The following is a 14,189-nucleotide window of genomic DNA, read 5'->3' as shown; positions in this document are numbered from 1 at the left end:
TGGCTAATCTAAATATTAAAGAGTTCTGAGCTATGATCCTTAGCTTGTTTCCCCTGTCCTTTTGACTGTACAACTAATGTAAGCGAGTCTTTTAAGGGCATGGGGTTACCATTTCTATCATAACCAATCGAAGCCTCGGGTTTGAAATCTTCTAGCACTTCCGCAAAGGCTTGGACAATATTTTCAGATTCATTGAATGCTTTAGGCTTTAGCCTGAGCAATTCATCAAAAATTTTCACATCTAATAATGTACCATCTAGCCAATTAACCGAACATTTGTAGCCAAACTGCCAAACTATTGATGAACCTTCAGAATACGCTTGTAAATGAGAAACATTTTTACCAATTTCACAGGCTCCGATCACTACGCCGACAATATTATTTGTTTGTGCTTTTTCATGGATAGCGAACATAGCCGTTGATAAATTCAATCCTTCAAGGCGCTTACCACTGCCATGGCATGCGATATAAATATAGAATTGGCTATATTTGAGTTCCATCATGTCATTAAGAGCCATCTCAAAGCTTTTTCTTTCATAGAACTGAGCATGAAATACATCAAAATCACCATTCAACTGCTGCAGTCCATGAAAAAATGGCAGTACACTTGCCCTATTATTATCGCTAGTATTCGTGCCCCAAGGGCGCTCTAAAACAATCAAAGCTGTTTTGTTTTTCATCTCTACTCCATTACTAGATAAATGCTTTAAATTTTGGTGTTGCACTGTTAAACAATAAGCCTTGCAACATTCAACGGCTAAGATGTGACCCTAACAGATTGAATTAAATTAAGTTTAACTCTTTTAATGTTTATAATGTACACATATTTCACTGTGATCCATAAGCTTCAAGCGCCTTACGCAAGTTGTCACTAAGTTGAGTTCGAAGTGATTGCGGTTCGAGTACCGCTATATTGGCGCCCTGTCCTTTTAACCACCAGTTCAATTGCCAACTATTGTGCACTGTTGCTGTCAGTTCATAAAAATGTTCGTCTAAAGGTATTAATACCATATCGTCAGACATAGGGCTTTCGGTTAGATGAAATGCTAACTCTGCGGTGACCTTAGCTTTAAGCTTTAGGGTTTCGCCGTTAGAGAAGTGCATTGCACCGTCTTGTATGTATTGTTGTAAATTGAAGTCAGCTGGACGAATACCTTGCTCGTAGGTACGTTTTACCGTTTGAAAACGGTGCATTACGAAGCGCTTTACGGCGGCATTCTCATGCCCTTTTGTTATATCTTGAGCAATCAGGTAAAGCACGTCTCCACAATAGTTCTATACTTTTAATCCCTTTATCGGCTTTGTTTCCTAAATAGGTTGAACTAAAACCGTAGCCGCTGATCTGATCGGCATCGCCTATCAACTTACCCATCAACCTTGTCAAAACCTCGCTATAAAACAACCAACTGGAAGCAATACAACCAAGCCTTAATCAACCGCGGTTCACTTACCTTTTGGATTGATGAGGATGCAATTACTAAGTGGAAAGCCAAGGTCGAGCAGCCCAAGAAAGGTCGCCCTCAAGTGTTTAGCGACTTAGCCATTACCACTGCGTTGATGGTTAAGCGTATTTTCTCTATGCCACTGAGAGCCTTACAGGGCTTTATCAATTCGGTGTTTAAACTGGGTGACATCCCATTATCTCGCCCGCATTACACCTGCATCCGTAAATGCGCGAAAACGGTCAATATTGCTTTTAAAACCAAGACTCGCGGCGCCATTGAGCACTTAGCTATCGACTCAACAGGCTTGAAGGTCTATGGCGAAGGTGAGTGGAAAGTGAAGAAACATGGCACAGATGGAAAGCGCAGAGTGTGGCGTAAACTGCATATTGCCGTAGATACACATAGCCATGAAATTATTGCCGCAGAACTCAGTTTATCAGGCGTAACAGACGCTGAAGTGATGCCCAATTTACTTAAGCAAACCCATCGAAAAATCCGCAATATCTCGGGTGATGGTGCTTACGACATGAAAGCCTGTCACGAAGCCGTTCGTCGAAAACGCGCTTTAGTGCTCATTCCACCTAGGGAAGGTGCTGCGCTATGGGAACAAGGGCATCCACGAAACTTAGCCGTCAGTTGGCAACAGCTTCATGGCTCAAATAAGCAGTGGAAAAAACGGTATGGCTATCATCGCCGTTCAATCTCAGAAACCGCTATGCACAGGATAAAACAACTGCTAGGAGGCACGTTGAGCATGCGGAATTATAACGCTCAGCTGGGAGAAGCTTACGCGATGATTAGGGCTTTGAACAAGCTTACTGGGCTAGGTATGCCTGAAACCCACTATGTAGCTTGATATTTGAACAATGATGAGAGTTTTGTTCGCTGACTCAATTTAGGAAACAAAGCCTGGCTCCAGTGGTGTGCAAACGAAAACTGATACTCTTTGAGTATCAGTATCAGGCAAAAAAACGAACAGCCAACATGGGTGGCATTTTATACCATTAAAAACTTTCAGACGGCATTATCTGTTTTAACCTCTGAAAAATAATAATTATTTTCTGTGACAATACGATATTTACCTTCAATATTTACTCCCTCATTTTGCCATTCATCAAAGGATTTCTTACGGCTAGCGGTTTCTGCGTTCGCACGCAAAACAATATCGAGATTTTCTCTCAATTGTTTATAGACAGGGAAAAGCTGATTAATAAAATCTTCCTGATTTAAAGAACCTAATAGACCTTTTCGTTGTTCTTCTAGCATTGAGACAATCTGTGTCACCATTTCTCTGAATTCGGCTTCGGCTGTAGCTTTTTTATAGCTATCGAAAGCCTCCATAGCGAGACCTAATACTGCAAATATTGCATTCGCTTTAGCGGCAAAATTAACGGCCCCCCACGGTTTGAATTTCATGTATTTAGCCAAATCCATACCTACCATTTTACCCGCGGAAACAATACCATCCCTTGCAGCTAGAATATGTGTATTATTTAATTTGACATTTTTCAGGCTAGAAATACCTTTAGTAGCTAAATCAGCTCCTACTGATGTTTCAAAGCGACTCATTTCATTGTCAAAATCCAAGCTGATACGATGTAAACTGCTAGATACAGACTGGCATTGACGACTAAACTCTTTTTCGATTTCTGTATTTAATACAATACCCTCTGCACCAATTTCACTTTCATAAAAATCGGTAAACGTTGTTAAGTCCGTACCTTTAACTTGACGAATAAGTGAAGTGAAATGATTACTAACAAACGCCATTAATTCCACGCGAACGTTGGCAATTTTAGCAACCATTGGTGCAAGTTCGTTATTTAAGTGTTTGGTTGTATCTGATAACTTAAGTAGCTCACTGTCTAATAAAGCTTGTTGCTGCCTTACTATAGGCATTTGCCTACCCAATACATCTTGAATCATACTTTTTTGTGCTTCTAATACAATCGGTGTAGCCCCTCCGTTTTGTGTGATGGTTTGGAGGGTGGCTTCTTGTAAGGTAGTGATGCGGGAAATTTTCTTAAATTCGTCTAAATGCTCCAACCAGTAAGATGTGCCTTCACCAAACGGATTAGCTGATACACCAACGACTTTTATATGCTCTACTTCTTGCTCGGTCAAGTCAATTAAATTTTCCAAGCGGTTAATAACATTATCTTTTTTTACCTTTAGATTTTGACGGTAATCCCAATCGTCTTCTATATCTGCAACTTCATCAAAGCGACTTAAAACAAAAACTGTTCGCGGCAACAAGCTTAAATCACGAAATAACCAAGCTAAGTCATCTTGATGGCTTTCTTTGACTGGATTAACCGAGTTCATTACATACAGCACTAAGTGTGCTTCACTTACATATTTTTTGGTAATTTCTTTATATTTTTCAATTTCACCTGCGCTATTGATTTGCTCTTTAAAGCCGAATAATCCTGGTGTATCAATTAACTCGATATCGTTATCCAAACGATATACTTGTACCTCGTTGGACGATTCCTGCTGGCTAATATTCATGCTTTTGTTTAAACGTTCCAGCCAAGCTGCAGCAATGGATGTTTTACCTTCAGAAAATCCGCCAATCAGAGCTACTTTTAATATCTTTTCTTCAGCGTTTTTGAGGGCTGTTGCTAGCTTATCCATCAAAGCTATATCAGGATTCAGTCCAAAAACCCGCCCCTTTTCTATAAAACCTGCTAGTTTTTGCAGCACCTGAAGGGTTTGCTGCTGTTGATGTTTAAATTCAACTACAGTATTACTCATAATAATGTCCTCTTTTTAGTTTAAGATTTTATATTGCTGGCGATGGCGGTTAATTCGGTATTAGCCTGTTTCAGTGAGGTATTGATATCAATACATTGTTTAACTGGAGCTTCTAATTCTTTTTGTATTTTTCCCATTTCGACAAACATTTCCTGTTTTATTTGTGTGATGATTGTATTGATTTCATTTTCGATGTTTTTATTCGCCTCACGTAGGACTTTATCTGTTTCTTTTCTTTGCTGGGATTTTTTGTAGTCGGAATCAAAAAAGCCCCAAACAGATTTAACTATACCTACTACCGAACCAACAAGAGCCAGAACACCTCCAACAAATGCTACTGTCCACCCCACGGGATTACTAACTAAGAAGGCGACCCCAAGAGCTGCACTTATACCACCTGCAACCAATCCGCTCAATTTTAGACCATTATCCATATTAATGTTAATTTTAAAACTTTTCTGAAAATCGAAATTATTATTTTGTGCTGTAACAATGTTTTTTAAATGGTGACTTGAGCGTTTAATTATACTCTTGATTTTATCACCCAAAGCATCAGCTTCATTTTCAATTAATTGTTTCAGTGTTACTTGAATATTCTCTGCATTTTTATTTAGAGTATTTTTTAAACTTCGTTTGAATTCATCATGACTTATATCTCCTTCAATCTCATCGTAAATACGTTTCTGCACTTGGTCGTGAAACTTACATCTGACTTTGCTGCCTGCTGCATGTAAACTCCCTGTGAATTCTTCTAAACAAACATTAATTTGTGATTTAGAATTAGAAACTTCACTTTTTACATTTTTTTCCAGATTGGTAAATTCGGCTTGTAGCTTTTCCATTTCACTTAAAGAGTTGTAAAGAGCTTTATAAGCTTTATTTAAATTCGACCTAAGAATTTTATTTCGATAGTCGTCAATAATATTTGTTTTTAAGCAAGTGACGAACTCAGTTAGGCCACTTAATAATAAAATAGCCTGAGAATTTGTAAATTTTTCTAAAAATTTCCGCTGTTCGGTAGCGTCTTTGCTACCGGGTACAATACATTCAGTCAGCGCTAGATAAGCGGGGCGCGCACTAATGACTAAACTTCCGCAGTATTGCTCTTTCAATTCTGTTTTTAGCTTCGCATCCATTGCAGCCAGACTATTGCGGTTGTCTTCATTCAATAGTGGTGAAGTCAATTGGCGTGGGCTGTTGGCTGGATGGTTGTATATTGACCATACCTCGCTTTGCGCCCCCAAATGCGCTTTGATTTTTTCCAAAGTACCTTTTGCATTACTTGTGTTCCCATCATTAGTCTGCGGCGGGCGTGCTGTGCGTGTTACGTAAAATACAGCGTGTGCTTTGCGTACGGCCTCTTCAATTGGTTTACTGACAACAGTTTCATCACCTTCGATACCAGGAACATCGATTAAAGAGAATTGCTGTCCACCTAAATCAAAATCAAAAGCGGTATTCGTACGGGTAAAGTCGGAGCGACCATCACCAATAATTTGTCCATCAGCAAATTCAGCCAGTTTATTCGCTTCGTTATCTAAACGGTTCCTTTCAGTTTCAGCTTTTCGTTGTACTTCCTGTAATTCTTGTTTCCTTTTGGCAATTAGGGTTTGTTCCTGTTTTTTTTGCGCCTGAAGTTCAGTAAGAGCGATATCTGCCAACTGTTTCAGTGTCTGATGGTGAGCGATAAGAGCGTTATGTTCAATTTGCTGCTGTTTTTTTACTTTTGCAACATGATATTTAATTTCTGCCAACTGTTTTTTTTCTGGGGATTCAAAAATATATGAGGTGATTTTTTGCCACCAATTTCGTTCAGCTCTAATTTTTTGCAGCAGCTCATTCAGCTTGAGAGTTTCGGATTCAAACTCTCGTATAACCTTGTTGTGCTGCATGGCTAATTCAGCAGCTTCCTGCATAGATTTGTTTTCCGCTTGGCTAACCGCTAATTCAGCCTGTATGATTTGTGCAGCATATTTTTGCGATAATGTAGCAAGCTCTTGATTAACAGCCTCAAGAGTCTTTTCCGTATCCATAATCACATCCCGCACTTCGTCAAATTTTTCTTGGGTTAGACCGAACTGTTGCTGAATTTCTTTAAACTTTCGCTGGCTTTCTTGCTTAGTTTTTTCCCCCAGTTGTAAGCGTAAAGCTTCAATCAAGCTAGATTTGCCAGCATTAGTTTCTCCATAGAAAGCAATGGTAAAGCGTTTCCATTCACTGCTTTCTTTTAGCTTATTCAATTCATTTTGGAGCCGTTCATTGAGCAGACTCAAATTCTCCATCGCTCCAGAAATGTCTTCTGCCAAACGACCTTGACACTGTTGTTCCGATAAACTTTGGATAACAGTTTGAATCTGTATCTGAATTGATTCATAGATTTGATTAGATTGTTCGCTCATGGCATTCCTTTTATTTGTGTACGTCCAGCATGGACATGAGCTAATTGGGTGAGAGTCCTCTATAAGAAGGTCATCATCCTTAGCTATTTATAATTATTGTTGTTAAGTGTTAACTACTAGCGAACGGTAGGGACAACTCCGAGAGGTAATGTCTGAAGGATACCGGACGCAAAGCTGCGAACTGATGAACAAAAACATCATAGGAAGAACACTATTAATTCAGATGCATCCATTTTCATCTCTTTTCTCCTTCTGGGCATAAATCGGTTGTTAGACTTGGCCGAAGCCACATCCCTGTGAATTTGTATAAATGATGCTATAGGAATTTGCTTTTTTGCGGTAGTGGTTTTTTACAAAGTTTTGAGGGTAATCACTTGATATTATTTCAGCTTTATCATTCTTTTAGGCTCATTTTTGACTTGTTATTGACCTTGATTGGCACCATTGAGGCCCACCTTCTGGTTAACACTCGTACCACATCCATCATAGGTTTAAGCTCACAAAGCTAACTGCTTTTCGCTATCGTTCATTCCGCTACATCTTTAAGGCGTGGTTATCCTGACACGCGTACTGGCTAACCTTGGCTATTTATCATCACTAATCCTGTTACCATATCTGCTCAATAAACTACAAGTGGCCAAACTGGCATTGCGGGCTTGACTACGAACAGTTTTCCTTAACAAAGGATTCGCCAATGTCGCCTGCGGTTTGCCAATTACCGCTAGATCAGCGCTGATTTTTTGTGGCTGCAAGCGTTGGCAAGAAAACCCAAATGCCTCATTCGCATCAGCCTTTGGGCAACACAAGAATTAAATAGCGGCGAATAAACTCATCACAGCTTAGCGGTATTTGCTTATGCTGCAGACCGTCACGATTGAAAACTGACATCTTCTGCGATCACTTCTGCAATTCTTGACTGATGCAGCATGACTCTACGGGTATCACGCCCAAAGTATTCAACCACGGTTTCGGCGCGGCTCAGACATGCTTTGTTGTAAACACAACACGAATTTGCCATTAACTAAGGTTTCACCACAGGGATAGCCAGTTTACGTTGTCGCAGTGACCGTAACAGCTTGGCCCGATAATCGCTGGAAAAGCTTTCACCGAAAATTGATATTTCGGTAAGTTAATTTTAATGATGTCTACTGGCAGAATCGTATTGAACATCTAAACTAAAATAGGGTTGTTGCAATGTTCGTGATATGCAGTCCGGTTTATAGCGTAAATCAGCTGCTTAAACGCACTTGCGCCTTTAATATTTAAGGAGCAACCCATGATAGAAAAACTGGCTCAACAAGCTGAAATAACAGCAGAACTGTTCTCTCTTGAAGGCATCCCTACCGCATATGGTTGTCGAATAGATGATATTGAACAGATGAAATTGCATTGTAAGTCAATCCAACCATTCAAAGCTTGGTGCGTCGTTTCAGAGTGGATCATTTGGATTATTGATGTCCCACAAGGCACCCCTGGCACTCACCCTATTAAAGAGCTGGTACTGGCGAATCACATAATTGAAGATGGCCAAGGCCGTTTCCCCAGTGGCGGATGGGTCAGAACCACAATGGTTGTCCATACTCACCATAACTGCATCTTTGAAACGAACAATACCTTCTACATTCTAGTGGGGAGCGGTAACAGTAAGCGCCTGTCCCTCAACGAGTTTGGTCAGAAAATTAAGTTATTCAGTCAAATCTACTGATACGCTCAAAATGGGCTCTTGAATAAGGGCCTACCTACCTTGCTAGTAAAGTCGATGATGATATAGAGTAAACCACAGCAACCGTAACCACCGCGGCTCAATGGGACAGGAAACGCCACGCGTTGACAGTCCCTCTTGAAGCGTTAGTTAAATTGCAATAGCTCGCAGCTTTGCTTGAGCAAATACTGTTATTGAATTCTCAGTTGCTCGCTCTACTTCAAAATAACCACCGGACATTGAAAGTTGACGCACATTCAATGAGTCTGAACCAAATTTTTTAAACCAATACGGTGCAAGAGAGCATTGTGCTGAGCCTGTTGCCAAATCTTCAGATATACCAATTTTTGGAGCAAAGTATCTTAGAACATAACCATTATTACTATTTGCAGCCGTCACAATTAAAGCATGATATTCATTGATTTCTCTCAAGTGCTTATAATCTGGCTGGAAATTCATTACCGTCTCTACCGAGGGGAAAACTAAGACTAAATCTCGAGTAGAAAAAACATCAATGGCATCAATCGCCAAATCAGATATTTCTGCTGGAACAGCACAAGGCTTACCTTCCCAGCTCGGCAATACGAGTGAATATAGGCCATTTCTTTTAGAAATCACTACCTCACCGTGTTTACTGTTGAAAACTACTTTTTCCAATGGGTACTTAGAAAGGATCGCTGCACCAGCTCCCAAACTACCGTGACCACAAAGGTTAATTTCACCATCCAATGCAAACCAGCGAATGTGAAATTGTCCGTCGACGTTAGTAATGAACGAAGTCACTGGCAGTCCAACATCATGAGTAATTTGATGCAACTCAGTATCAGACAGCCAGTTATTTAGCTCTAACACTCCACAAGGATTGCCAAAAGCCGATTCGCCGGTAAACACATCATAAATCTCTATGTTGATAATCCACCATCCTTGACTGCAATTTAACGCTTTGCACACGTGCAGTCGGCGCGAAGCGGCGCCAGTCGAAGCCCCAACAGGGCGATGTGCTACAACTTGTTATAGGGCAGGTTTACCATGAAATGCAACATATAAACTTTGTAGCTTTGTTGGCACTAAAGGCCAGCCCATTTCTTTAGTTTTCTGGCTAGCCTGCCAAAACAAATGTTCTACATAATACACATCAATAAACTCAAACTCTTTTGGATGCGCATTGGGTAATTTTTCATTTATGTAATCTAGATAGCTTTGAGCTAACGCAATATTGCCAGAAGAAAATGCCTGAGTAGTAGCATTTGCAAACTCCTCCATTTTTGAAGTGGTCATAAAGACATCGTGCGAATCCATTTTGCGTTTCACTTCTGGGAATAAAAAGCATATCTCATTCAAGAAATTATCGATAATTGGCTCTTCTGTCTCGTTCATATTTAAGTCCTATTACGCCCAAATTTAGCGCGGAAAACCGCGCAGCGGGTTGCCGGCAATAATATTTGATTATTATGTGATAACTACGCGCACCACTCGCCTACTGCATCAGGCGAAACAAAACCATACATCATAATGTTGTCTGGTGTTTCTCCGAACCCTAACGCAAACTCATTTGTAGACTCTAGTGTAAGCAGCCAGCGGTTACCCATTTTTGCGATTGCTAGCACATTTGATTTCTATGTTTGTCATAATCGTGCCCAATAAGCGAAGCGAATGTTGTTTATTGTTTTGTTAGCCGCGTTTCCCAATTATGCGCTTTGCCCTTTCTAAGACATGATCAAACGTCATAATTGTTAGGTTATGGTAACTACTATTGAGTACGCGAAATGCCTGTTGTTGCTCTTTATTCCAATCATTTGAGCGCCCGTAAATTAAAGTGCACCTTGGCTTGATGGTTTTAACGTAGCCTACCCTTTCCATGAACTTGACGCTGTTAGCTTCCAGTTCAACTTCATGAATGTAACTCTGGGATTGAGTGATAGCTTTAATTAGGTCAGAGTGCGGATAATAGTTATTGTGGTCAAGTCCCGTAGACCAAAATTTAAGGCTTCCCTCAGGGCGTTTTATTTCGACAATATCCAGAAAACCATCATAGCTTTCCATCAGAAAGTCTGAAATATTGTGGGTATCTATAGCCCTCTCATCTAGAACTTTGACAAAGTCACTACCAAGAACCCAACTATTTTTTTCAAACCAGTTTTGCCATACGTTTTCAGTAAAGTCCGACTCTAAAAGGTATTGGAATTCATCTAGCGCTCGGACTTTTCGAGCATGCTCTAAACCTAACTCTAGATCTTCAGGGATTACCTCATTTGCCAAAAGGAACTCAAGCATTCCCCGTTTGTCTGGCAAATTCAACAACTGTTTAATTTGCTCAGCATTGGAAAGATCATACGGATTATCAAGTGGCAAGAAAGCTCTAGTACCTTGCTTGAAAGGTTCATAATTGTTTGAAATAAAATCAATTAAATTGTGAAACTCTTCACTGTCTAGTGTTAGTTCACTTTTAGGGCTATCGAGCTCGAGAGTTTCACTCTCATGCCAACTCTTTGGTTTATTGTATCTACCAAGCTTCAAAAACACTTCATCTTCTGAAGTGTTGTGCGGAATCTTCCAAAATATAGCTCTAGTCAGAACACGAGGTTTATCACGAATTATCCTAACTAATCTGTCTTTAATTTGTGCCATGATACCTCTCAATTAACTCATAGCTGCTAACGCCCGCCACAAACGCGAGCAACTTGTTGCGAGTCGAGCGCTCAAAGGGCGCGTTTTTGATGGCGATGTGTACGCCCAGCATGGCATGAACTAATGAGGTGAAAGTCCTCTGTAGGAAGATCACCGTTCAATAACATCCTGTTATTAAACGTTAACTACTAGCGAATGGCAAGGGCTTATCATTGATGATTGGTTTGAAGGAAGCCGCTAGCAAATTTGCGAGCTGATGAACAAGAACATCATATGAGGCGTAGGCTAGAGGTGAGTTGGCAGGGCCTCCCCCACGAAGTAAGGGGACAAGACGACGAAACCACGTGATCTAATGGCCACTGTAAATGAGCAACCAGCCTTCAACAGCGATTTATTCCAACAACTGCTTCAGCCTGAGAATTTACACCGAGCTTGGCGTCAGGTTAAAGCCAATAATGGCGCGGCTGGTATCGATGGCATGACCAAAGCCAAGTGGTTAAGGTACGACAAAGCAAGTTCCTAGGGTTTACCTTTAACCGCGGAAAGATCCAGTGGCATGTCAAAACACTGCACATCTTTAAACAAAAGATAAGGCGACTGACAAACCGCAATTGGGGCGTGAGCATGAGCTATCAATTGTTTAAAGTGCGGCAATACATGCAAGGCTGGATCAATTACTTTGGCATAGCCAACGCTTACCAAGAGTGTGTCGATTTAGACCACTGGATCCGTCGTCGAGTACGTATGTGCTACTGGCGTCAATGGCGAAAGCCACGGACTAAGGTACAAAACTTACTCAAACGTGGCGTCAGGATCCAAGCGGCCGTTGCTTGTGGAATTACAAGCAAAGGGCCGTGGCGAAGCTCGAAAACACCAGGGATACAGCAAGCGCTGAGTAATGAGTATCTTAAGAAAGCAGGATTGTATTCACTGAGAGATGGATGGATCGCGGTTAACTATCCGAACCAGAAAACAGGTTAGGCGTTCTAAATGAACCGCCCTGTGCAGAGCTGCATGCAGGGTGGTGTGGGGGCTGGAGGCTAAATACCTCCGGCTACCCGATTAGTTTTGGATATTTGCATACCTTTGGGAAGCAGGTGCATTAACTAAACTGAGCCTATATTCCATATATTTTTTAACGGTTTTTGAATCACAATATTCAACAAGATCTTCCCAAAACAATACGCCAACATCATCTTTGAAGTCCTTAATAAAACAGGCGTAACTACTACTCTCGTGCTTTTTCATTTTTATGGCTGACTTCCATTTAGTGGAACTTACTAAAAGGCAAAAGTGTAATGTATATTTATAATACCTTTCTCTAATAGCGTTAATTCTTTTAAGATTACTCTTAATGTCTTTCTCTATAGACCAATTAGTTAGGTATTTCGCTTCAATTGCGATCATTGTCTTTGATACTGGGTCATGAAGTAAAATATCCGCAAATTCCCCTCTGTCAGAGTCGATATCGAGTAAATAGGTATGATTATCAAAACTGATTGAAGGAGACTGCAAGTACACTGTTTTATTTAATTTTTTTGATAGGTAGCTATTTATCCACACTACACGCTCGTCGTATCCATCAATAAATTCATTAAAAAAATAACCAGCAAAGAACTTTGTATAGAGGTTCCGCTCTTTTTCTGATTCTAAAACACATGGCCCTGAATTAAAAATCATACGCAATCCTAATTGTAAGAAACTAACGCTTTGCTAATTGGCTGCCGCAGCGTAACGTAGGCAGTCCAGTGGAGGCCACGCTGTTTGTGGCCGGAATGAAATTAAGCAACTTGTTAGGAGTTTTTCTGTCCGCCATGAATTAGCTCTTTATTGACCTCATTGATGAACGCCTCAACCACCTTTAGCGAAAGCCCACTTTTATGGAAGTGGATTTTTGCCTGTTTTTCCTTATAACTGACTAGCTCTGCTTCGATTATTAATTCGTTATCGAGTGTGCATTCCAAGCTAAGTGTATCGAAGTCGTTAGCGCTTGTAACAACAAGGGTATATTTTCTTCCTTCAATTTCCATGTTACTCAAGACTCCTAACGCAAAGCACTCGGGTGACGACCGCGCAGCGGTTGGCATCCCAGCCGCCGCAGGCTGCGAGTGATGCGCCTTGTTATGAGATTATTTTTTGAATCCATTGCAGTGCATCCTTGCGAGTTTTCTCAGAAACACGAGGTGAATCAGACGAAATGATAATGTTCAGGGCGGCTTCCGCACGACCTGCATTTATAATACTTCGAGCGTGGCCAGTACGAGAGATACAAGAGCCCTCAGTATAATCTGTCTCTGCTCGTAGCTTTTCGACTATATCCTCGCGCGATAATGTGTTCGACGAAAACTCACCAAAAAATCTCACGAAACAAGCCTGACCAACCGATTGAAGAGTTCTTGAAAGTTGTTCATCATTCATGGGTTAACTCCTAACCAAAAACTCATAACGCACGCCTAACAGCGAGCAACTTGTTGCGATTCCAGCGGCCGCAGACCGCGATGTTTGAGGCGCTTGTTAGTTTTCAATTGCCGCGACCTCTATTCCAAAAGGTGATATTTGCCCAAAAACTCGTATTTTCGAACCTAACTCAAGATTGCCGTAAACAGACTCTGATAAACAAATATGTTGTTTGATAAAAAAAGTGACTTCTTTTACAACAACTCTCGGAGCACATCGGCCTTTAAATATTACACTTTCCATTTCTACGACAGTTAGCTCTGTGGTGCCGTCACTTGCATAAAAAGGATGCAAAAATTTCGGCAGGCCGCCGAATATAGCTGTCGCTAACCAGCCAGCAAATACGACCGGCAGAACTACCAAATATGTGCCTTTCCAGTTTCTTCGAACTTCAGAAAAATGACTTTTGTTCAAAAAATACATACAACCAAATGAAAACAACCCGAACACTAATAAAAACACATACAAACTGAAGATCCATGTACCTGATGAGTTATCAACGGTAACTCTGACATCTGAAAAAATAGATAAATAACCTCCAGCGAAAAGGAAAATAATGATCGCTAAAGCCACTATTCGGTTAGCAATGTTAATTGCACTAAGTATCATTTGGTTAACCTAAAAACTAACGTTAAGCACAACGGCAGTTTGTAAGCTGTGCGTTGTGGAATACTTTTGCGCAGCAAAACCACATAAGCGCGACTTACAAACTGTCCAGCCGCGCAGCGGCGTGTTGCTACGCCTTGTGTACGCCCAGCATGGGCATGAACTAATGAGGTGAAAGTCCTCTGTAGGAAGGTC

14 protein-coding genes and 2 pseudogenes are annotated in these 14,189 nt (G+C 40.8%); 4 read left to right on the top strand and 12 right to left on the bottom strand.

Features of this window, described 5'->3' with window-relative positions:
• Nucleotides 1–8: 8 nt before the first annotated feature.
• Both Q4Q54_RS03770 and Q4Q54_RS03765 read right to left on the bottom strand, forming a co-directional pair.
• On the bottom strand, nucleotides 9–680 hold the full coding sequence (locus Q4Q54_RS03770; protein ID WP_311987742.1) for a hypothetical protein: 672 nt from the start codon (nucleotides 678–680) through the stop codon (nucleotides 9–11).
• A 148-nt stretch (nucleotides 681–828) separates the two neighbouring features.
• The gene (locus tag Q4Q54_RS03765; protein ID WP_311987741.1) at nucleotides 829–1,260 is read right to left on the bottom strand and encodes a WYL domain-containing protein; all 432 of its coding nucleotides are present in this window, start codon (nucleotides 1,258–1,260) and stop codon (nucleotides 829–831) included.
• A 117-nt stretch (nucleotides 1,261–1,377) separates the two neighbouring features.
• On the opposite strand from Q4Q54_RS03765, the gene Q4Q54_RS03760 reads away from it, so the two are divergent.
• Nucleotides 1,378–2,301 (top strand): IS5 family transposase, encoded by a 924-nt coding sequence (locus tag Q4Q54_RS03760; protein WP_311987740.1) that lies wholly within the window; start codon nucleotides 1,378–1,380, stop codon nucleotides 2,299–2,301.
• 158 nt (nucleotides 2,302–2,459) lie between these two features.
• Here the strand turns inward: Q4Q54_RS03760 and Q4Q54_RS03755 are convergent, their stop codons facing one another.
• From Q4Q54_RS03755 to Q4Q54_RS03745, 3 genes and pseudogenes are all read right to left on the bottom strand, one after another.
• Nucleotides 2,460–4,202, bottom strand: coding sequence for a LeoA/HP0731 family dynamin-like GTPase (locus Q4Q54_RS03755; protein WP_311987739.1), 1,743 nt, complete (start codon nucleotides 4,200–4,202; stop codon nucleotides 2,460–2,462).
• 20 nt (nucleotides 4,203–4,222) lie between these two features.
• Nucleotides 4,223–6,601, bottom strand: a complete 2,379-nt coding sequence (locus Q4Q54_RS03750; RefSeq protein ID WP_311987738.1) for a hypothetical protein — start codon at nucleotides 6,599–6,601, stop codon at nucleotides 4,223–4,225.
• 574 nt (nucleotides 6,602–7,175) lie between these two features.
• Nucleotides 7,176–7,697, bottom strand: a pseudogene (locus Q4Q54_RS03745) (transposase); the annotation flags it as partial.
• Between the two features lie 180 nt (nucleotides 7,698–7,877).
• On the opposite strand from Q4Q54_RS03745, the gene Q4Q54_RS03740 reads away from it, so the two are divergent.
• Nucleotides 7,878–8,306: a DUF6957 family protein gene (locus Q4Q54_RS03740; protein WP_311987737.1), complete on the top strand. Its 429-nt coding sequence runs from the start codon at nucleotides 7,878–7,880 to the stop codon at nucleotides 8,304–8,306.
• Nucleotides 8,307–8,453: 147 nt separating this feature from the next.
• On the opposite strand, the gene Q4Q54_RS03735 is transcribed toward Q4Q54_RS03740, so the two are convergent.
• From Q4Q54_RS03735 to Q4Q54_RS03725, 3 genes are all read right to left on the bottom strand, one after another.
• On the bottom strand, nucleotides 8,454–9,194 hold the full coding sequence (locus Q4Q54_RS03735) for a PhzF family phenazine biosynthesis protein (protein ID WP_311987736.1): 741 nt from the start codon (nucleotides 9,192–9,194) through the stop codon (nucleotides 8,454–8,456).
• A gap of 120 nt (nucleotides 9,195–9,314) precedes the next feature.
• On the bottom strand, nucleotides 9,315–9,680 hold the full coding sequence (locus tag Q4Q54_RS03730) for a hypothetical protein (protein WP_219234175.1): 366 nt from the start codon (nucleotides 9,678–9,680) through the stop codon (nucleotides 9,315–9,317).
• Between the two features lie 294 nt (nucleotides 9,681–9,974).
• Nucleotides 9,975–10,931 (bottom strand): Shedu immune nuclease family protein, encoded by a 957-nt coding sequence (locus Q4Q54_RS03725; RefSeq protein WP_012089215.1) that lies wholly within the window; start codon nucleotides 10,929–10,931, stop codon nucleotides 9,975–9,977.
• Between the two features lie 352 nt (nucleotides 10,932–11,283).
• Here Q4Q54_RS03725 and Q4Q54_RS03720 point away from each other — a divergent pair, with 352 nt between their 5' ends.
• Both Q4Q54_RS03720 and Q4Q54_RS03715 read left to right on the top strand, forming a co-directional pair.
• Nucleotides 11,284–11,454: a hypothetical protein gene (locus Q4Q54_RS03720; protein ID WP_311987735.1), complete on the top strand. Its 171-nt coding sequence runs from the start codon at nucleotides 11,284–11,286 to the stop codon at nucleotides 11,452–11,454.
• Nucleotides 11,415–11,912, top strand: a pseudogene (locus tag Q4Q54_RS03715) (group II intron maturase-specific domain-containing protein); the annotation flags it as partial. The gene Q4Q54_RS03720 and the pseudogene Q4Q54_RS03715, both read left to right, overlap by 40 nt.
• Nucleotides 11,913–11,993: 81 nt before the next feature.
• Here the strand turns inward: Q4Q54_RS03715 and Q4Q54_RS03710 are convergent.
• The 4 genes from Q4Q54_RS03710 to Q4Q54_RS03695 form a co-directional block, all read right to left on the bottom strand.
• Nucleotides 11,994–12,611, bottom strand: a complete 618-nt coding sequence (locus Q4Q54_RS03710; RefSeq protein ID WP_311987734.1) for a hypothetical protein — start codon at nucleotides 12,609–12,611, stop codon at nucleotides 11,994–11,996.
• A 113-nt stretch (nucleotides 12,612–12,724) separates the two neighbouring features.
• Nucleotides 12,725–12,961: a hypothetical protein gene (locus tag Q4Q54_RS03705; RefSeq protein WP_106650479.1), complete on the bottom strand. Its 237-nt coding sequence runs from the start codon at nucleotides 12,959–12,961 to the stop codon at nucleotides 12,725–12,727.
• Nucleotides 12,962–13,052: 91 nt separating this feature from the next.
• Nucleotides 13,053–13,349: a hypothetical protein gene (locus tag Q4Q54_RS03700; protein WP_106650478.1), complete on the bottom strand. Its 297-nt coding sequence runs from the start codon at nucleotides 13,347–13,349 to the stop codon at nucleotides 13,053–13,055.
• A gap of 96 nt (nucleotides 13,350–13,445) precedes the next feature.
• Nucleotides 13,446–13,997, bottom strand: coding sequence for a hypothetical protein (locus tag Q4Q54_RS03695; RefSeq protein WP_263166208.1), 552 nt, complete (start codon nucleotides 13,995–13,997; stop codon nucleotides 13,446–13,448).
• Between the last annotated feature and the right edge of the window lie 192 nt (nucleotides 13,998–14,189).

Source organism: Shewanella sp. SP2S2-4, assembly GCF_031932025.1.
Taxonomy (GTDB): domain Bacteria; phylum Pseudomonadota; class Gammaproteobacteria; order Enterobacterales; family Shewanellaceae; genus Shewanella; species Shewanella baltica.
The sequence above is the reverse complement of the archived record's forward strand: the minus strand, read 5'-3'. Positions and strand labels throughout refer to the sequence as shown.